15 protein-coding genes, 1 tRNA gene and 1 pseudogene are annotated in these 19,022 nt (G+C 66.4%); 13 read left to right on the top strand and 4 right to left on the bottom strand.

The genetic code is table 11. From position 1 onward, the window contains the following. The first annotated feature begins 96 nt into the window (after window positions 1-96). The 10 genes from OG698_RS21135 (at window position 97) to OG698_RS21090 (ending at window position 13,379) form a co-directional block, all read left to right on the top strand. A tRNA-Trp gene (locus tag OG698_RS21135) sits at window positions 97-169 on the top strand. Window positions 170-278: 109 nt separating this feature from the next. Continuing rightward, the gene (secE, locus tag OG698_RS21130; protein ID WP_100594904.1) at window positions 279-566 is read left to right on the top strand and encodes a preprotein translocase subunit SecE; all 288 of its coding nucleotides are present in this window, start codon (window positions 279-281) and stop codon (window positions 564-566) included. A gap of 77 nt (window positions 567-643) precedes the next feature. Then, a complete protein-coding gene (nusG, locus tag OG698_RS21125; protein ID WP_406104664.1) occupies window positions 644-1,552 on the top strand; it encodes a transcription termination/antitermination protein NusG in 909 nt (302 codons plus the stop codon). A gap of 177 nt (window positions 1,553-1,729) precedes the next feature. Then, window positions 1,730-2,164 (top strand): 50S ribosomal protein L11, encoded by a 435-nt coding sequence (gene rplK / locus OG698_RS21120; RefSeq protein ID WP_100594902.1) that lies wholly within the window; start codon window positions 1,730-1,732, stop codon window positions 2,162-2,164. A gap of 84 nt (window positions 2,165-2,248) precedes the next feature. Beyond that, window positions 2,249-2,977 (top strand): 50S ribosomal protein L1, encoded by a 729-nt coding sequence (rplA, locus tag OG698_RS21115; protein ID WP_100594901.1) that lies wholly within the window; start codon window positions 2,249-2,251, stop codon window positions 2,975-2,977. 140 nt (window positions 2,978-3,117) lie between these two features. Further along, window positions 3,118-3,837, top strand: a complete 720-nt coding sequence (locus OG698_RS21110) for a hypothetical protein (protein ID WP_406104662.1) — start codon at window positions 3,118-3,120, stop codon at window positions 3,835-3,837. A gap of 330 nt (window positions 3,838-4,167) precedes the next feature. After that, the gene (gene rplJ, locus OG698_RS21105; RefSeq protein WP_100594899.1) at window positions 4,168-4,698 is read left to right on the top strand and encodes a 50S ribosomal protein L10; all 531 of its coding nucleotides are present in this window, start codon (window positions 4,168-4,170) and stop codon (window positions 4,696-4,698) included. Window positions 4,699-4,809: 111 nt separating this feature from the next. Further along, a complete protein-coding gene (rplL, locus tag OG698_RS21100) occupies window positions 4,810-5,193 on the top strand; it encodes a 50S ribosomal protein L7/L12 (RefSeq protein ID WP_100594898.1) in 384 nt (127 codons plus the stop codon). 675 nt (window positions 5,194-5,868) lie between these two features. Next, window positions 5,869-9,354: a DNA-directed RNA polymerase subunit beta gene (gene rpoB / locus OG698_RS21095; protein ID WP_326774530.1), complete on the top strand. Its 3,486-nt coding sequence runs from the start codon at window positions 5,869-5,871 to the stop codon at window positions 9,352-9,354. A gap of 125 nt (window positions 9,355-9,479) precedes the next feature. Then, window positions 9,480-13,379 (top strand): DNA-directed RNA polymerase subunit beta', encoded by a 3,900-nt coding sequence (locus OG698_RS21090; RefSeq protein WP_383087275.1) that lies wholly within the window; start codon window positions 9,480-9,482, stop codon window positions 13,377-13,379. 81 nt (window positions 13,380-13,460) lie between these two features. On the opposite strand, the gene OG698_RS21085 is transcribed toward OG698_RS21090, so the two are convergent. The 4 genes and pseudogenes from OG698_RS21085 to OG698_RS21070 form a co-directional block, all read right to left on the bottom strand. After that, window positions 13,461-13,712 carry a hypothetical protein gene (locus OG698_RS21085; protein WP_406104660.1) on the bottom strand — a complete coding sequence of 84 codons (252 nt, stop codon included), beginning with the start codon at window positions 13,710-13,712 and terminating at the stop codon, window positions 13,461-13,463. Between the two features lie 69 nt (window positions 13,713-13,781). Further along, window positions 13,782-14,192 (bottom strand): M48 family metalloprotease, encoded by a 411-nt coding sequence (locus OG698_RS21080; protein WP_406104658.1) that lies wholly within the window; start codon window positions 14,190-14,192, stop codon window positions 13,782-13,784. A gap of 29 nt (window positions 14,193-14,221) precedes the next feature. Continuing rightward, the gene (locus OG698_RS21075) at window positions 14,222-14,827 is read right to left on the bottom strand and encodes a hypothetical protein (RefSeq protein WP_406104657.1); all 606 of its coding nucleotides are present in this window, start codon (window positions 14,825-14,827) and stop codon (window positions 14,222-14,224) included. A gap of 102 nt (window positions 14,828-14,929) precedes the next feature. After that, window positions 14,930-15,612 (bottom strand): annotated as a pseudogene (locus tag OG698_RS21070) (Crp/Fnr family transcriptional regulator). Window positions 15,613-16,008: 396 nt separating this feature from the next. Here OG698_RS21070 and rpsL point away from each other — a divergent pair. The 3 genes from rpsL to fusA are packed head-to-tail and all read left to right on the top strand — an operon-like array spanning window position 16,009 to window position 19,019. Continuing rightward, entirely contained in the window at window positions 16,009-16,380 is a 372-nt protein-coding gene (gene rpsL / locus OG698_RS21065) for a 30S ribosomal protein S12 (protein WP_003948652.1), read from the top strand. A 2-nt stretch (window positions 16,381-16,382) separates the two neighbouring features. Beyond that, entirely contained in the window at window positions 16,383-16,853 is a 471-nt protein-coding gene (gene rpsG, locus OG698_RS21060) for a 30S ribosomal protein S7 (RefSeq protein WP_116511074.1), read from the top strand. 39 nt (window positions 16,854-16,892) lie between these two features. Then, window positions 16,893-19,019 carry an elongation factor G gene (gene fusA / locus OG698_RS21055; protein WP_100594895.1) on the top strand — a complete coding sequence of 709 codons (2,127 nt, stop codon included), beginning with the start codon at window positions 16,893-16,895 and terminating at the stop codon, window positions 19,017-19,019. The last annotated feature ends 3 nt before the right edge of the window (window positions 19,020-19,022 follow it).

Raw genomic sequence — 19,022 nt, 5'->3', positions numbered from 1 at the left:
GGAACACGTACACTCACTGCTCGTTGGCCTTCACCGGCCGCCCTCTTCCGGCACACATCGTGCAGTCGGAAGGATGCGGTACGTTGGGGCAGACAAAGGGTCGTAGCTCAATTGGTAGAGCACTGGTCTCCAAAACCAGCGGTTGGGGGTTCAAGTCCCTCCGGCCCTGCTACACACTCCTTCGCCAGGACGTGTGCGCATGTACGTACTGCAAATGCACCGCCGTGCGGCTCAACCGGGCGCGGCACGGCCACGACCCGGAATTCAGGTGAGGACGCGTGACGGACGCCGTGGGCTCCATCGACATGCCTGATGCCCAGGATGAGGCGCCGGAGTCCCAGAAGAAGCCCCGTAAAGGTGGCAAGCGCGGAAAGAAGGGCCCCTTCGGCCGTCTCGCGCTCTTCTACCGCCAGATCGTCGCGGAGCTCCGCAAGGTTGTCTGGCCGACTCGGAATCAGCTCACCACCTACACCAGTGTGGTGATTGTGTTCGTCGTCATCATGATCGGTCTGGTGACCGTGATTGACTATGGCTTCAACCACGCTGTCAAGTACATCTTCGGCTGAGCCGAGAGCGAAGGGCGCCGTACCCGGCGCCCCTTTCGCGTGTTCCACCCCTATGTATCCAGGAAGAAGCAGCCACAGTGTCTGACCCGAACCTGAACGAGGCGATCGAGCCCGTCGAGTCCGCTGAGGACGAGCTCGACATTGTCGAGGCGGCGGACGCCGAGAACGCCGAGGACACGGTCCAGGCCGAGGCTGCCGACGAGGCAGCCACTGAGGCTGACGCGCACGTCGAGGACGAGGTCGAAGCCGCCGAGGAGTCCCTCGAGCACGCCGCCGAGGACGACGCCGACGAGGAGTCCGCCGAGGACGCCCCCGAGGCCGAGGCCGACGAGGAGTCCGTCGAGGAAGCCGCCGAGGAGTCCGAGCCGGTCGACCCGATCGTCGCCCTGCGCGAGGAACTGCGCACGCTGCCCGGCGAGTGGTACGTCATCCACACGTACGCCGGTTACGAGAACCGCGTGAAGACCAACCTCGAGCAGCGCGCCGTCTCGCTGAACGTCGAGGACTTCATCTTCCAGGCCGAGGTGCCGCAGGAAGAGGTCGCGCAGATCAAGAACGGCGAGCGCAAGACCGTCCGTCAGAACAAGCTCCCCGGCTACGTGCTGGTGCGCATGGACCTGACGAACGAGTCCTGGGGCGTCGTCCGCAACACCCCCGGCGTCACCGGCTTCGTGGGCAACGCCTACGACCCGTACCCGCTGACCCTGGACGAGATCGTCAAGATGCTCGCCCCGGAGGCCGAGGAGAAGGCCGCCCGTGAGGCTGCCGAGGCCGAGGGCAGGCCGGCTCCGTCCCGCAAGGTCGAGGTCCAGGTCCTGGACTTCGAGGTGGGCGACTCGGTCACCGTCACCGACGGCCCGTTCGCGACGCTGCAGGCGACGATCAACGAGATCAACGCCGACTCGAAGAAGGTCAAGGGCCTCGTCGAGATCTTCGGTCGCGAGACCCCGGTCGAGCTCAGCTTCGACCAGATCCAGAAGAACTAGCCCCTTCCGGCACCTTCTGGAACAAGCACTTCCGAACAGGTCAGACGGGCTCTCACAGCCTGTCTGACCTGCTCGGTTTTTAGCCGCACATGGATACCCGTTATCGTTGTGCGGTATGCCTCCATCCGGATGACCGGGTGGTCGGCTGAAAACTCTCACTAGGACCCGGAGAGAGCAATGCCTCCCAAGAAGAAGAAGGTCACGGGGCTTATCAAGCTCCAGATCCAGGCCGGTGCCGCCAACCCGGCCCCGCCGGTTGGTCCCGCGCTGGGCCAGCACGGCGTCAACATCATGGAGTTCTGCAAGGCCTACAACGCCGCGACCGAGTCGCAGCGTGGCTGGGTCATCCCGGTGGAGATCACGGTCTACGAAGACCGCTCCTTCACCTTCATCACCAAGACGCCCCCGGCCGCCAAGATGATCCTCAAGGCCGCGGGCATCGAGAAGGGCTCCGGCGAGCCTCACAAGACCAAGGTCGCGAAGATCACCGACGCGCAGGTCCGCGAGATCGCCACCACCAAGATGGCCGACCTGAACGCCAACGACCTGGACGCCGCCGCGAAGATCATCGCCGGTACCGCGCGTTCCATGGGCGTCACGGTCGAGGGCTGAACCCCTCCACCCCGTAAGACCTCCAGTGGCAGGGCCAGCGCCGGCCCGGACCACGAACTCCATCCCTGAACTCCAGGAGTAGAAGTGAAGCGCAGCAAGACTCTCCGCGCTGCGGACGCGAAGATCGACCGGGACAAGCTCTACGCCCCGCTCGAGGCCGTCCGTATCGCCAAGGAGACCTCCGCGACGAAGTTCGACGGCACCGTCGAGGTCGCCATGCGTCTGGGTGTCGACCCGCGCAAGGCCGACCAGATGGTCCGTGGCACCGTGAACCTCCCGCACGGCACCGGCAAGACCGCCCGGGTCCTGGTCTTCGCGACCGGTGACCGTGCTGCGGCCGCGGAAGCCGCTGGCGCCGACATCGTCGGCTCCGACGAGCTCATCGACGAGATCTCCAAGGGCAACCGCCTGAACGAGTTCGACGCCGTTGTCGCCACCCCGGACCTCATGGGCAAGGTCGGCCGCCTCGGCCGCGTGCTCGGCCCCCGTGGCCTCATGCCGAACCCGAAGACCGGCACGGTGACCCCGGACGTGGTCAAGGCCGTGAACGAGATCAAGGGCGGCAAGATCGAGTTCCGCGTCGACAAGCACTCGAACCTCCACTTCATCATCGGCAAGGTGTCCTTCGACGACACCCAGCTGGTGGAGAACTACGGCGCGGCCCTGGACGAGATCCTTCGTCTGAAGCCGTCCGCCGCCAAGGGTCGCTACATCAAGAAGGCCGCCATCGCCACCACGATGGGCCCCGGCGTTCCGCTCGACCCGAACCGCACCCGCAACCTCCTCGTCGAGGAGGACCCGGCTGCGGTCTGAGCCTGACAGCTCAGCCAAGTCGGCTCGGGCCCCGCACCTTTCGAGGTGCGGGGCCCGTTCCCGTTTTCCGCTAACCCCTCCGGGCACCGGTGGGCTCCGCTAGCGTGCGGGGTCGAACTGGGGCTCGGCGGGGGGAGCGTATGAACGGCAGGACGTGGGTGCGGTACGCGACGGTCTGCCTGGCGGTGGCCGGCCTGGTGTCCTGCGGCTCGCACGAGGCGCCCAGGGGTGAGGAGAGGGTCACCGGGGCGCTGCGGGCCGCCCGCTCGGAGGTCACCGCCGCCGGGTCCGCGAGGATCGAGGCGACGAGCAGTACGGGCACCAGCCTGTCGTCGCGGAGCGTGGGCGTCCTGCGCTGGTCGGGCGGGCTGCGCGGCACCCTTAGGGTGACAGCGACCGGCGGCTCGATGGCCTCGACGACCCGGCTCATGGGCGGCTCCCCGTCCCAGTCCCGCTTCCTGCCGGACGCGTACTACACGCGCATGACCGACAAGTTCGCCGCGCTGTCGGACGGCAAGCACTGGATCCGATACCCGTACGACCCCGGGGCCGACCTCTCACCGGCGGCCTCCCTGAAACTGCTGCTGTCCTCGGGGAACGCGCGCGAGGTGGGCCGGGAGACCGTGCGCGGCGTGCGCGCCACGCACTACACGGGCACGGCCGACGGGCAGCGCGTCGACGTCTGGATCGACCGCGGGCACCTCCTGGTCAAGCGCGTCCAGCGGGCCCGTACGGGCTCCGGAGCCTTTTCCGGGACCGTGCACTACGCCGACTACGGCGCCCGCGCCTCGGCCGAGCGCCCGCCGGCGCGGGACACGGTCGACTTCAAGGACGTCGTCAGTCGAAAGCCCACTGCATGACAGTGAAGAGGGCGAGGCCAAGGCGAGCGGACCGCGCGCGACCAGCGGTTGAGTGCCCCGGCGGGCGGCCGACAAGGGCGGATTTGCCTGAGGCGGACCCCGTCACGTAATCTCCTCAGGAAGCCAAAGACCGCTGGTCGTTGCCGTGCCCTCGCAAGAGGATCCGGCGACCGAAGGATCTGCTGAAAGCGGACGACCTGCGCAGGTGACTGTGGAAAGTTCCCGGACTCGTTCCGGTCGAGCTACGCCCCGTGCGCCTGCGCCGGGGCGTTTTGTTTTGTACAGCCCCTTCTGAGCGGTCCTCATCACCCGGAAGGAGGCCGACGCTCTATGCCGACGCCCGACAAGGCTGCCGCGGTAGCCGAGCTCACGGACAAGTTCCGCAGCTCGAACGCCGCCGTGCTGACCGAGTACCGGGGTCTCACCGTGGCCCAGCTCAAGCAGCTGCGCCGTTCTCTCGGTGAGAACTCCGAGTACGCCGTGGTGAAGAACACGCTGACCAAGATCGCGGCCAACGAGGCCGGGATCAACACGCTGGACGACCTGTTCACGGGTCCGACAGCGGTTGCCTTCGTCACCGGTGACCCGGTGGAGTCGGCGAAGGGTCTTCGTGACTTCGCCAAGGACAACCCCAACCTCATCATCAAGGGCGGTGTCCTTGACGGTAAGGCGCTGTCCGCCGATGAGATCAAGAAGCTCGCGGACCTCGAGTCCCGCGAGGTTCTGCTCGCCAAGCTGGCGGGCGCCATGAAGGGCAAGCAGACTCAGGCTGCTCAGGTCTTCCAGGCGCTCCCGTCGAAGTTCGTCCGCACTGCGGAGGCGCTTCGCGTCAAGCGCGACGAGCAGGGCGGTGCCGAGTAACTCGGCTCGCGCAATGATCGTTGCCCGCAAGGGCGACGGTCGCAGCGGGCCGAACGTACGCCCGCCTACATGTAACTCCGGCACCTGCCGAATTAGTGGAAGGACGCCATCATGGCGAAGCTGTCCCAGGACGACCTGCTCGCGCAGTTCGAAGAGATGACCCTCATCGAGCTCTCCGAGTTCGTGAAGGCCTTCGAGGAGAAGTTCGACGTCACCGCCGCCGCGGCCGTCGCCGTTGCCGGCCCCGCCGCCGGTGGCCCGGCCGCCGAGGCTGCCGAGGAGCAGGACGAGTTCGACGTCATCCTCACCGGCGCCGGCGAGAAGAAGATCCAGGTCATCAAGGTCGTGCGCGAGCTCACCTCCCTGGGCCTCAAGGAGGCCAAGGACCTCGTCGACGGCGCCCCGAAGCCCGTCCTCGAGAAGGTCGCGAAGGACGCCGCGGAGAAGGCTGCCGAGTCCCTCAAGGGCGCCGGCGCCTCCGTCGAGGTCAAGTGACCTCTGGAGTCTGCTGACTCCTTGCTGAGCGGCTCTCGCGTAGGGCTGTAACGCGAACGTACTGAAGGGCGATCACCCAACTGGGTGGTCGCCCTTCAGGCTTTTCGGACGGCCGCTCGGCGCTCCAGTTCGGCTGCCTTGCACTGACGGTCCCGACGAGTATGGTGATCTTCGTTGTGCCTGGAACCGGTGCCTGGAGCCGGTGCCTGCGGGTGCCTGCTGGTGAGTGCGGGGGTCGGGGCAGCCCCGTTCGCACAGGAGGGGGCCTTGACGAACCGCACGCAGCGCGCAATTCTCAGGACGCGTCGTCACAACGATCCGGATCCGAGGCATGGATCGACGACGAAGAGGGCAGTAAGGATGTGCGCGCCACGAGTGACGTGGTGACGTGTTGCAGCTGTTGAGAACAACGAGGGTCTGACGAGGGTCGTTGAGGACAACGAGGGTCTCAAAAAACCCGCACTGGACATCAGTGAGCCAAGTGGCTACACTGACCCTTTGCGCTGCCTGTTAGCTGCTCCCTGCCCGTCACCAGGGGCATGCCCTCGCTCCAGCACCGTGGACTGAAGTCCTCCTGACCTGGCCTTCACCGGCCGATTCGGGAAGCTTCTGCCTCCGTGCCAGCTTGGGACCGGTACGCGCGTAGTGAGTCCGAGCCCTCGGAAGGACCCCCTCTTGGCCGCCTCGCGCACTGCCTCGACCGCGAATACGAACAACGGCGCCAGCACCGCCCCGCTGCGCATTTCCTTTGCAAAGATCAAGGAGCCCCTCGAGGTTCCGAACCTTCTTGCGCTGCAGACCGAAAGCTTCGACTGGCTGCTCGGCAACGACGCGTGGAAGGCTCGTGTCGAGGCGGCTCTGGACAGCGGACAGGACGTCCCCAGGAAGTCCGGTCTGGAGGAGATCTTCGAGGAGATCTCCCCGATCGAGGACTTCTCAGGGTCGATGTCCCTGACGTTCCGCGACCACCGTTTCGAGCCGCCGAAGAACTCGATCGACGAGTGCAAGGAGCGCGACTTCACGTTCGGCGCCCCGCTCTTCGTCACCGCCGAGTTCACCAACAACGAGACCGGCGAGATCAAGTCCCAGACGGTCTTCATGGGCGACTTCCCGCTCATGACCAACAAGGGCACCTTCGTCATCAACGGCACCGAGCGTGTCGTTGTGTCGCAGCTCGTCCGCTCGCCGGGCGTCTACTTCGACTCCTCGATCGACAAGACGTCCGACAAGGACATCTTCTCGGCCAAGGTCATCCCGTCCCGGGGTGCCTGGCTCGAGATGGAGATCGACAAGCGCGACATGGTCGGTGTCCGCATCGACCGCAAGCGCAAGCAGTCCGTCACCGTTCTCCTGAAGGCTCTCGGTTGGACGACCGAGCAGATCCTCGAGGAGTTCGGCGAGTACGAGTCCATGCGCGCCACCCTGGAGAAGGACCACACCCAGGGCCAGGACGACGCGCTCCTCGACATCTACCGCAAGCTGCGTCCGGGCGAGCCGCCGACCCGTGAGGCCGCGCAGACGCTGCTCGAGAACCTCTACTTCAACCCGAAGCGTTACGACCTCGCGAAGGTCGGCCGCTACAAGGTGAACAAGAAGCTGGGCGGCGAAGCCCCGCTGGACGCCGGCGTCCTGACCGTCGAGGACATCATCTCGTCGATCAAGTACCTGGTGAAGCTGCACGCCGGTGAGACCGAGACCGTTGGCGACAGCGGTGTCTCGATTGTCGTCGAGACCGACGACATCGACCACTTCGGCAACCGTCGTCTGCGTAACGTCGGCGAGCTCATCCAGAACCAGGTCCGCACGGGTCTGGCTCGTATGGAGCGCGTCGTCCGCGAGCGCATGACGACTCAGGACGTCGAGGCGATCACGCCGCAGACCCTGATCAACATCCGGCCGGTCGTCGCCTCCATCAAGGAGTTCTTCGGCACCAGCCAGCTGTCGCAGTTCATGGACCAGAACAACCCGCTGTCGGGTCTCACCCACAAGCGCCGTCTGTCGGCGCTTGGCCCGGGTGGTCTCTCCCGTGAGCGGGCCGGCTTCGAGGTCCGTGACGTGCACCCGTCCCACTACGGCCGTATGTGCCCGATCGAGACGCCTGAAGGCCCGAACATCGGTCTGATCGGCTCGCTGGCTTCCTACGGTCGCGTCAACGCGTTCGGCTTCGTCGAGACGCCGTACCGCAAGGTCGTCGAGGGTGTCGTCACCGACGACGTCGACTACCTGACCGCGGACGAGGAAGACCGCTTCGTGATCGCCCAGGCCAACGCCGGCCTCGGCGAGGACATGCGGTTCACCGAGAACCGCGTCCTGGTCCGCCGTCGTGGCGGCGAGATCGACTACATCCCGGGCGACGACGTCGACTACATGGACGTCTCGCCGCGCCAGATGGTGTCGGTCGCGACCGCGATGATCCCGTTCCTCGAGCACGACGACGCCAACCGTGCCCTCATGGGCGCGAACATGATGCGTCAGGCCGTGCCGCTGATCAAGTCCGAGGCGCCGCTCGTCGGCACGGGCATGGAGTACCGCTGCGCCACTGACGCGGGCGACGTGCTCAAGGCGGAGAAGGACGGTGTGGTCCAGGAGGTTTCCGCGGACTACATCACCACCGCCAACGACGACGGCACGTACACCACGTACCGCCTCGCGAAGTTCTCGCGCTCCAACCAGGGCACCTCCGTCAACCAGAAGGTTGTCGTGGACGAGGGCGCCCGCGTGATCGAGGGCCAGGTTCTGGCCGACGGTCCCGCGACCGAGAACGGCGAGATGGCGCTCGGCAAGAACCTGCTCGTGGCGTTCATGCCGTGGGAGGGTCACAACTACGAGGACGCGATCATCCTGTCGCAGCGCCTCGTGCAGGACGACGTCCTCTCCTCGATCCACATCGAGGAGCACGAGGTCGACGCCCGTGACACCAAGCTCGGCCCGGAGGAGATCACCCGGGACATCCCGAACGTCTCCGAAGAGGTCCTCGCCGACCTCGACGAGCGCGGCATCATCCGTATCGGTGCCGAGGTCGTCGCCGGCGACATCCTCGTCGGCAAGGTCACGCCCAAGGGTGAGACCGAGCTGACGCCGGAGGAGCGCCTGCTCCGCGCGATCTTCGGTGAGAAGGCGCGCGAGGTGCGCGACACCTCGCTGAAGGTGCCGCACGGTGAGATCGGCAAGGTCATCGGCGTCCGCGTCTTCGACCGTGAAGAGGGCGACGAGCTGCCGCCGGGCGTGAACCAGCTGGTTCGTGTCTACGTGGCGCAGAAGCGCAAGATCACGGACGGTGACAAGCTCGCCGGCCGCCACGGCAACAAGGGTGTTATCTCGAAGATCCTTCCGATCGAGGACATGCCGTTCCTCGAGGACGGAACTCCGGTCGACATCATCCTCAACCCGCTGGGTGTGCCGTCCCGAATGAACCCGGGACAGGTCCTGGAGATCCACCTCGGCTGGCTCGCCAGCCGCGGCTGGGACGTCTCCGGCCTCGGTGACGAGTGGGCCCAGCGCCTGCAGGCCATCGGCGCCGACCAGGTCGCCCCCGGTACCAACGTCGCGACCCCGGTCTTCGACGGTGCGCGCGAGGACGAGATCTCCGGTCTCTTCGAGGCCACGATCCCGAACCGCGACGGTGACCGTCTGGTCCAGCCGTCCGGCAAGGCCAACCTGTTCGACGGCCGCTCCGGTGAGCCGTTCCCGGACCCGATCTCGATCGGGTACATGTACATCCTCAAGCTGCACCACCTGGTCGACGACAAGCTCCACGCCCGTTCGACCGGTCCGTACTCCATGATCACCCAGCAGCCGCTGGGTGGTAAGGCTCAGTTCGGTGGCCAGCGATTCGGTGAGATGGAGGTGTGGGCGCTTGAGGCTTACGGTGCCGCTTACGCCCTCCAGGAGCTCCTGACGATCAAGTCCGACGACGTGACCGGCCGCGTGAAGGTCTACGAGGCCATCGTCAAGGGCGAGAACATTCCCGAGCCGGGCATTCCCGAGTCCTTCAAGGTGCTCATCAAGGAAATGCAGTCGCTCTGCCTCAACGTGGAGGTGCTGTCCTCGGACGGCATGTCCATCGAGATGCGCGACACCGACGAGGACGTCTTCCGCGCGGCGGAGGAGCTCGGTATCGACCTGTCCCGGCGCGAGCCGAGCAGCGTCGAAGAGGTCTGACGGGCCTGGCCGGGGGCTCCCACAAGGAACCCCCGGCCATCCCCGGGACCGTTCAGACCATGATGAAGCGCCTTATTTCTCGCTTTACGCGAGGGGCACAACCCCGAAAGAGGGATTGACGCACAGTGCTCGACGTCAACTTCTTCGACGAGCTGCGGATCGGCCTTGCCACCGCGGACGACATCCGGACCTGGTCGCACGGCGAGGTCAAGAAGCCTGAAACCATCAACTACCGCACCCTCAAGCCCGAAAAGGACGGACTCTTCTGCGAGAAGATCTTCGGTCCGACCCGGGACTGGGAGTGCTACTGCGGTAAGTACAAGCGTGTCCGCTTCAAGGGCATCATCTGCGAGCGCTGCGGCGTCGAGGTCACTCGCGCCAAGGTGCGTCGTGAGCGGATGGGCCACATTGAGCTGGCCGCCCCTGTCACGCACATCTGGTACTTCAAGGGCGTTCCGTCGCGCCTCGGCTACCTGCTTGATCTCGCCCCGAAGGACCTCGAGAAGGTCATCTACTTCGCGGCGTACATGATCACGTTCGTGGACGAGGAGCGCCGCACCCGCGACCTGCCCTCCCTCGAGGCGCACGTCCAGGTGGAGCGTCAGCAGATCGAGAACCGTCGCGACTCCGACCTGGAGGCCCGCGCCAAGAAGCTCGAGACCGACCTGGCCGAGCTCGAGGCCGAGGGTGCCAAGGCCGACGTGCGCCGCAAGGTGCGCGAAGGCGCGGAGCGCGAGATGAAGCAGCTGCGCGACCGTGCGCAGCGCGAGATCGACCGCCTCGACGAGGTGTGGAACCGCTTCAAGAACCTCAAGGTCCAGGACCTCGAAGGTGACGAGCTGCTCTACCGCGAGCTGCGTGACCGCTTCGGCACGTACTTCGACGGCTCCATGGGTGCCGCTGCCCTGCAGAAGCGCCTGGAGTCCTTCGACCTCGAGGAGGAGGCGGAGCGCCTCCGCGAGATCATCCGTACCGGCAAGGGCCAGAAGAAGACCCGTGCGCTCAAGCGCCTCAAGGTCGTCTCCGCGTTCCTGCAGACCAGCAACAGCCCCAAGGGCATGGTGCTCGACTGCGTGCCGGTCATCCCGCCGGACCTGCGTCCGATGGTGCAGCTGGACGGTGGCCGTTTCGCGACCTCCGACCTGAACGACCTGTACCGCCGCGTGATCAACCGCAACAACCGCCTGAAGCGACTCCTTGACCTCGGCGCCCCCGAGATCATCGTGAACAACGAGAAGCGCATGCTTCAGGAGGCCGTCGACGCGCTCTTCGACAACGGCCGTCGTGGTCGCCCGGTCACGGGCCCCGGCAACCGTCCGCTGAAGTCGCTGTCCGACATGCTCAAGGGCAAGCAGGGTCGTTTCCGTCAGAACCTGCTCGGCAAGCGAGTCGACTACTCGGCGCGTTCCGTCATCGTCGTCGGCCCGCAGCTGAAGCTGCACCAGTGTGGTCTCCCGAAGGCCATGGCGCTGGAGCTCTTCAAGCCGTTCGTGATGAAGCGCCTGGTCGACCTGAACCACGCGCAGAACATCAAGAGCGCCAAGCGCATGGTCGAGCGCGGCCGCACGGTCGTGTACGACGTCCTGGAAGAGGTCATCGCCGAGCACCCGGTTCTGCTGAACCGTGCGCCGACGCTGCACCGCCTCGGCATCCAGGCCTTCGAGCCGCAGCTGGTCGAGGGCAAGGCCATCCAGATCCACCCGCTCGTCTGCACCGCGTTCAACGCGGACTTCGACGGTGACCAGATGGCCGTGCACCTTCCGCTCTCCGCGGAGGCGCAGGCCGAGGCCCGCATCCTGATGCTGTCCTCGAACAACATCCTCAAGCCCGCCGACGGCCGTCCGGTGACGATGCCGACCCAGGACATGGTCCTCGGTCTGTTCTTCCTCACCACCGACGGTGAGCTGCGTGACGTCAAGGGCGAGGGCCGTGCGTTCGGCTCCACCGCCGAGGCGATCATGGCGTTCGACGCCGGCGAGCTCGCGCTCCAGTCGTCCGTCGACATCCGCTTCCCGGTGGGCACCATCCCGCCGCGTGGCTGGACCCCGCCGGCCGTCGAGGAAGGCGAGCCGGAGTACCAGTCGGGCGACAGCTTCCGGCTGCGTACGACCCTGGGCCGCGCGCTCTTCAACGAGCTGCTGCCCGAGGACTACCCGTTCGTCGACTACTCGGTGGGCAAGAAGCAGCTCTCCGAGATCGTCAACGACCTGGCCGAGCGCTACCCCAAGGTCATCGTGGCGGCGACGCTCGACAACCTGAAGGCGGCCGGCTTCTTCTGGGCGACCCGTTCCGGTGTCACCGTGGCCATCTCCGACGTCGTGGTCCCCGCGGCCAAGAAGGAGATCGTCGCGGGTTACGAGGCGCAGGACGAGAAGGTCCAGAAGCAGTACGAGCGCGGTCTGATCACCAAGGATGAGCGCACGCAGGAGCTCATCGCGATCTGGACCAAGGCGACCAACGAGGTTGCCGAGGCGATGAACGCGAACTTCCCCAAGACGAACCCCATCTTCATGATGGTTGACTCGGGTGCCCGAGGAAACATGATGCAGATGCGTCAGATCGCCGGTATGCGTGGTCTGGTGTCGAACGCGAAGAACGAGACCATCCCGCGTCCGATCAAGGCCTCCTTCCGTGAGGGCCTGACCGTGCTTGAGTACTTCATCTCCACGCACGGTGCCCGTAAGGGTCTCGCGGACACCGCCCTGCGTACCGCCGACTCGGGTTACCTGACCCGTCGTCTGGTGGACGTCTCGCAGGACGTCATCATCCGCGAGGAGGACTGCGGTACCGAGCGCGGCCTCAAGCTGCAGATCGGTGCGCGCGGCGAGGACGGCGTCCTTCGTAAGACGGACGACGTCGAGACCAGCGTCTACGCCCGTATGCTCGCCGAGGACGTCGTCATCGACGGCAAGGTGATCGCGCCGGCCAACGTCGACCTGGGCGACGTGCTCATCGACCAGCTGATCCAGCACGGTGTCGAGCAGGTCAAGACCCGCTCGATTCTCACCTGCGAGTCCACGGTCGGCACCTGTGCCTTCTGCTACGGACGCTCGCTGGCCACCGGCAAGCTGGTCGACATCGGTGAGGCGGTCGGCATCATCGCCGCCCAGTCCATCGGTGAGCCCGGTACCCAGCTGACGATGCGTACCTTCCACACCGGTGGTGTGGCCGGTGACGACATCACCCAGGGTCTGCCCCGTGTCGTCGAGCTCTTCGAGGCTCGTACGCCGAAGGGTGTCGCCCCGATCTCGGAGGCCAAGGGCCGCGTCCGGATCGAGGAGACCGAGAAGACCAAGAAGCTCGTCGTCACCCCGGACGACGGCAGCGACGAGACGGCGTTCCCGATCTCGAAGCGTGCCCGTCTCCTGGTCGGCGAGGGCGACGCGGTCGAGGTGGGCCAGAAGCTCACCGTCGGTGCCACCAACCCGCACGACGTGCTGCGGATCCTCGGTCAGCGTGCGGTCCAGGTCCACCTGGTCGGCGAAGTCCAGAAGGTCTACAACTCGCAGGGTGTGTCGATCCACGACAAGCACATCGAGATCATCATCCGGCAGATGCTGCGCCGCGTGACGATCATCGAGTCCGGCGACGCGGAGCTGCTGCCGGGCGAGCTCGTCGAGCGCTCGAAGTTCGAGACCGAGAACCGTCGTGTGGTCACCGAGGGCGGTCACCCCGCCTCCGGCCGTCCGCAGCTGATGGGTATCACCAAGGCCTCGCTGGCGACGGAATCCTGGCTGTCGGCCGCCTCCTTCCAGGAGACGACCCGAGTCCTGACGGATGCGGCGATCAACGCCAAGTCCGACAGCCTCATCGGCCTCAAGGAGAACGTCATCATCGGTAAGCTCATCCCGGCCGGTACGGGTCTGTCCCGCTACCGCAACATCCGGGTCGAGCCGACCGAAGAGGCCAAGGCCGCGATGTACTCGGCCGTCGGTTACGACGACATCGACTACTCGCCGTTCGGCACGGGCTCCGGCCAGGCCGTTCCGCTGGAGGACTACGACTACGGTCCGTACAACCAGTAAGGCGTACGTCTGCTGAAGGGCGCCCACTCCGTTTCTGCGGGGTGGGCGCCCTTTCGGCTGTCCTGGGTCGGCCGGTGTGCTTCAGCGCGGTGGCTGCCGCGGTGGCTGTTGGGGCGCGTAGGGCTGGAGGTAGGGCTGCAGGTGGTGGAGCCGGGTGTAGTGGTCCGGGTGCGAGGAGAGCAGCCTGCTCAGAGGGCTCTCCTTGAGGGGGACGCTGCGGTTGAGGGCCCGCGCGGTGGCCGTCCGCTGCTGATCGGAACGGTGAAGCTTGTCCAGGACGCCGGCCGGCACGGGTGCGAAGCCGAGGCCCGCCGCATGCTGGTCGGCGCGCAACTCCGCGCGCCTGCTGACCGCGGCGAGCGCGTACGGCAGGACGAGGATCAGCAGCGGCAGCCCGTACAGCTACAGCGTGCTGATCGTGGTGAGGGCGACGCTGCCGAAGACGAGCAGGAAGTACCCGACGCCGAAGCAGGAGAAGGACTTGGACACCTTGAACAGGGCCCGGCCGATGCCTCGGAAGACCCGCCAGGCGATGCGGCCCGGCAGCGCGCACCAGTAGCCGAGCAGCGAGGACCAGGTATGGCCTCCGACGTGGTGACCCAGCTCGTGGGCCGTCACCGCGGCCGACTCGCCGTTGGGCAGCTCGCTCATGGCGAAGCGGGTGACGCCGACGATGTGGCCGGCCGCCGCGACCGCGTTGAGGCCGTCACTGTCCTCCACCCACAGCTCGTACGTCCGCGCGTCGACGCCCGCACGGGCGGTGACCTCCCGCCAGACCGGTTCGAGGCGCTGCCGCTCCTGTGCGGTGGCCACCCGGCGCCGGGCTTTCCCCCTCCCCCCGCTCACGTGGCCGTCGTCGCCCGTGCCGCTCCGCGCCGGTACCGGACCGTGCAGCCACGCCCGCAACGGGCCGTTCTTGCTGCCGGCCGTGACGGTGTGAAACGCGTCGCGCGGGACGCCCGGATGGTCGTGGCGGACGATCCCGCTGTGCACGCTCTCCGAGACACACAGGGCGAAGTCGTCCGGACGCTCGCCCAGCGCGTCCCGCAGCACCTGTGCGTCGAGGAGCCGGCAGGCGTGGTCGAGGTCGGAGCTGACCAGCCGTCGAGCGGGTCCACGGCCACGAACCCGGTGGCCACGACCCCGCGCAGCCTGATCTGGGCCGACCGCGACGCCATCCGGTTCACGGCACGCAGCTGTGCGGGAACCTCGGTCAGAAGGGCGCGCAGCAGGCCGGTGACGGAGGCGCACGCCTCGATCAGCTCCATCACGGAATCGCCCCGGTCGGCCCGCATCCGCAGCGTTTCGTCGATGCCGGCGGCTTCCAGCGTCCGGTCGGCGATGGCGTACAGCATGCGCCGCAGACAGGCCTGTTCGACGTCGTCGCGGTCGCTGAAGCGCTCGATGTCGAACAGCAGGATCGTCCTGCTGACGGGCTCAGTAGTCATGCCCGGCAGCATGGCGCCGGTGGCGGGAGGGGTGTGAGGGCAGATGACTCACTGGAAGTGTGACCGTGTGCACAGTCCCACTTGTTGTGGCCCCAGGGGGGTTCAGCCCGTCAGCAGCTGCCGCAGGATGTCGGGCCGCAGAATCACCAGGGACCTGCGGCCGGTCACCACGGCACGCTGCTCACGCAGCTCCTTGAGCGGCCGCTGGACCGTCTCCCGCGAAGCGCCCACGGATCCGGCCGGCTTCTGTTTGCTGAGCGGCACGGCGAGCTCGATGCCCTCTTCCGTACGGCGTCCGTGGGTGCGGGCCAGGTCCAGGAGCAGTGCGGCGAACCGCTCCCGCACGTTCAGGGAGGCGAACTCGAGGCGTCTGCGGTCGGCGGCCCTGGTGCGGTCGGCGGTCAGGCCGAGCAGTTACAGGGCGACCTGGGGCGAGGCCGAGAGGAAGCGGGTGAAGCGGTCGTGTTCGACGGCCACGGCCTGTACCGGTTCGAGGGCGGTGACCGTCGCCGACCTGGAGCGCCTGGTCAGCGCCGCGGACTCGCCGACGATGTCGCCGGGGCCGCGCAGGGCCTCGTAGCCGTTGGCCGCGGCGGCGATCACCTCGGTCCAGCCGTGCAGGCTCAGCAGGACATGGGCGGACGGCTCGTCCTGGTGGCTCAGGGCCGCGCGGGGGAGCAGCGAAGGGCGCCGCCGAGGGCGAGCAGGGCCGCCCGGTCGTCCGCTTCCAGACGGGCCAGGAAGGGCACCCGGTCGTCAAGGTCTCCGTCGCCCCGTAGCTGCACCACCTGACCGCTGTGTCCCCGATCCAGCAAGATCCAGCAAAGCCGGTCGATCAAGGTAACTGAAGCGGAACAGGCGGGGACGGGTGAACAACTGAATCGTGTCCATGCCGTGCGCGGGGGGCTCCGGGCGGAGCGTGACAAGTCCGGCGTGTCGCGGTGGACTGCATTTGTTTTGACCGAACCCGATGAGGTAGGTACGCTCAGACCTTGTGCCTGGGGTGTGCCTGGGCTCCTGTGCGTGTCGTCAGCCGCTACGGGAGTCCGCGATGGGCCACCGTAATCTGCGCCCTTCCCGCTTGGCGGCGGGAGTTCACAGTATTCGACACACCCGACCGCGTGGGTCGGGAAATGTTCCAGGTTAGCTTTACTATTCGGCACACAGAAACCGGAGAAGTAGTGCCTACGATCCAGCAGCTGGTCCGGAAGGGCCGGCAGGACAAGGTCGAGAAGAACAAGACGCCCGCACTCGAGGGTTCGCCCCAGCGTCGCGGCGTCTGCACGCGTGTGTTCACGACCACCCCGAAGAAGCCGAACTCGGCCCTCCGTAAGGTCGCGCGTGTGCGTCTGACCAGCGGCATCGAGGTCACGGCCTACATCCCGGGTGAGGGACACAACCTGCAGGAGCACTCCATCGTGCTCGTGCGTGGCGGCCGTGTGAAGGACCTGCCTGGTGTTCGTTACAAGATCATCCGCGGTTCGCTCGACACCCAGGGTGTCAAGAACCGCAAGCAGGCCCGCAGCCGCTACGGCGCCAAGAAGGAGAAGTAAGAATGCCTCGTAAGGGCCCCGCCCCGAAGCGCCCGGTCATCATTGACCCGGTCTACGGTTCTCCTCTGGTGACCTCCCTCATCAACAAGGTGCTGCTGAACGGCAAGCGCTCCACCGCCGAGCGCATCGTGTACGGCGCCATGGAGGGTCTGCGTGAGAAGTCGGGCAACGACCCGGTCATCACGCTGAAGCGCGCGCTGGAGAACATCAAGCCGACCCTCGAGGTCAAGTCCCGCCGTGTCGGTGGCGCCACCTACCAGGTGCCGATCGAGGTCAAGCCCGGTCGCGCCAACACGCTCGCGCTGCGCTGGCTCGTGGGTTACTCCCGCGCCCGCCGCGAGAAGACCATGACCGAGCGCCTCATGAACGAGCTGCTCGACGCCTCGAACGGTCTTGGCGCTGCCGTCAAGAAGCGTGAGGACACCCACAAGATGGCCGAGTCCAACAAGGCCTTCGCGCACTACCGCTGGTAGTCGCTACCCACATCGAGACCGAGAGAAGACTGAGCCGATATGGCTACCACTTCACTTGACCTGGCCAAGGTGCGCAACATCGGCATCATGGCTCACATCGACGCGGGCAAGACGACGACCACCGAGCGGATCCTGTTCTACACCGGTGTTTCGTACAAGATCGGTGAGGTCCACGACGGCGCCGCGACCATGGACTGGATGGAGCAGGAGCAGGAGCGTGGCATCACGATCACCTCTGCTGCCACCACCTGTCACTGGCCGCTGAACGATGTCGACCACACCATCAACATCATCGACACCCCGGGCCACGTGGACTTCACCGTCGAGGTGGAGCGTTCGCTCCGCGTCCTCGACGGTGCCGTGACGGTGTTCGACGGCGTTGCCGGTGTTGAGCCCCAGTCCGAGACTGTCTGGCGTCAGGCGGACCGCTACGGCGTGCCGCGTATCTGCTTCGTCAACAAGCTCGACCGTACGGGTGCCGAGTTCCACCGCTGCGTTGACATGATCGTCAACCGCCTCGGTGCGACCCCGCTCGTCATGCAGCTGCCCATCGGCGCCGAGATGGACTTCCAGGGTGTCGTCGACCTCGTCACGATGAAGGCGTTCGTCTGGTCCGCCGAGGCGGCCAAGGGCGAGGCGTACGACATCGTCGACATCCCGGCCACGCACACCGAGGCTGCCGAGGAATGGCGCGGCAAGCTGCTCGAGGCCGTCGCGGAGAACGACGAAGAGATGATGGAGCTGTACCTCGAGGGCACTGAGCCCTCGGTGGACCAGCTGTACGCGGCGATCCGTCGCATCACCATCGCCTCCGGCAAGGGCGGCGACACCACTGTCACCCCCGTGTTCTGCGGCACCGCGTTCAAGAACAAGGGCGTTCAGCCCCTGCTCGACGCCGTTGTGCGCTACCTGCCGTCGCCCCTGGACGTCGAGGCCATCGAGGGCCACGACGTCAAGGACGCGGAGACGGTCGTCAAGCGCAAGCCGTCCGACGAGGAGCCCCTCTCGGCGCTGGCGTTCAAGATCATGAGCGACCCGCACCTCGGCAAGCTCACCTTCGTCCGGGTTTACTCGGGCCGCCTGGAGTCCGGCACCGCCGTGCTGAACTCCGTCAAGGGCAAGAAGGAGCGCATCGGCAAGATCTACCGTATGCACGCGAACAAGCGTGAGGAGATCGAGTCGGTGGGCGCCGGTGACATCGTCGCCGTCATGGGTCTGAAGCAGACCACCACGGGTGAGACGCTCTGTGACGACAAGCAGCCGGTGATCCTGGAGTCCATGGACTTCCCGGCGCCGGTCATCCAGGTCGCCATCGAGCCGAAGTCCAAGGGCGACCAGGAGAAGCTGGGTGTCGCCATCCAGCGCCTCTCGGAGGAGGACCCCTCCTTCCAGGTCCACTCGGACGAGGAGACCGGCCAGACCATCATCGGTGGTATGGGCGAGCTTCACCTCGAGGTGCTCGTCGACCGCATGAAGCGCGAGTTCCGCGTCGAGGCGAACGTCGGCAAGCCGCAGGTCGCTTACCGCGAGACGATCCGCAAGGCCGTCGAGCGTCACGACTACACCCACAAGAAGCAGACCGGTGGTACCGGTCAGTTCGCCAAGGTGCAGATCGCGATCGAGCCGATCGACAGCGGCGACGCCACGTACGAGTTCGTGAACAAGGTCACCGGTGGCCGCATCCCCCGGGAGTACATCCCGTCGGTGGACGCGGGTGCGCAGGAGGCCATGCAGTTCGGCATCCTGGCCGGCTACGAGATGACTGGCGTCCGCGTCATCCTTCTCGACGGTGGCTACCACGAGGTCGACTCCTCCGAGCTCGCCTTCAAGATCGCCGGTTCGCAGGCGTTCAAGGAGGCCGCGCGCAAGGCCAGCCCCGTGCTGCTCGAGCCGATGATGGCCGTTGAGGTCACCACGCCCGAGGACTACATGGGTGACGTCATCGGCGACATCAACTCCCGCCGTGGCCAGATCCAGGCCATGGAGGAGCGCAGCGGCGCCCGTGTCGTGAAGGGCCTCGTGCCCCTCTCGGAGATGTTCGGCTACGTCGGCGACCTCCGCAGCAAGACGTCGGGTCGCGCAAGCTACTCGATGCAGTTCGACTCCTACGCCGAGGTTCCGCGGAACGTCGCCGAGGAGATCATCGCGAAGGCCAAGGGCGAGTAACTC

The sequence above is a fragment of the Streptomyces sp. NBC_01003 genome (genome assembly GCF_045162695.1).
Taxonomy (GTDB): Bacteria; Actinomycetota; Actinomycetes; order Streptomycetales; family Streptomycetaceae; genus Streptomyces.
This window is presented reverse-complemented; position numbering and strand designations above follow the sequence as displayed.

Bases quoted from the DNA above. Each gene is read 5' to 3' on its own strand.
- OG698_RS21110 (WP_406104662.1), top strand. From the start codon at position 3,118: ATGAACGGCAGGACGTGGGTGCGGTACGCGACGGTCTGCCTGGCGGTG.
- rplL (WP_100594898.1), top strand. From the start codon at position 4,810: ATGGCGAAGCTGTCCCAGGACGACCTGCTCGCGCAGTTCGAAGAGATG.
- OG698_RS21075 (WP_406104657.1), bottom strand. From the start codon at position 14,827: ATGACTACTGAGCCCGTCAGCAGGACGATCCTGCTGTTCGACATCGAG.
- rplJ (WP_100594899.1), top strand. From the start codon at position 4,168: ATGCCGACGCCCGACAAGGCTGCCGCGGTAGCCGAGCTCACGGACAAG.
- rpsG (WP_116511074.1), top strand. From the start codon at position 16,383: ATGCCTCGTAAGGGCCCCGCCCCGAAGCGCCCGGTCATCATTGACCCG.
- fusA (WP_100594895.1), top strand. From the start codon at position 16,893: ATGGCTACCACTTCACTTGACCTGGCCAAGGTGCGCAACATCGGCATC.
- rplK (WP_100594902.1), top strand. From the start codon at position 1,730: ATGCCTCCCAAGAAGAAGAAGGTCACGGGGCTTATCAAGCTCCAGATC.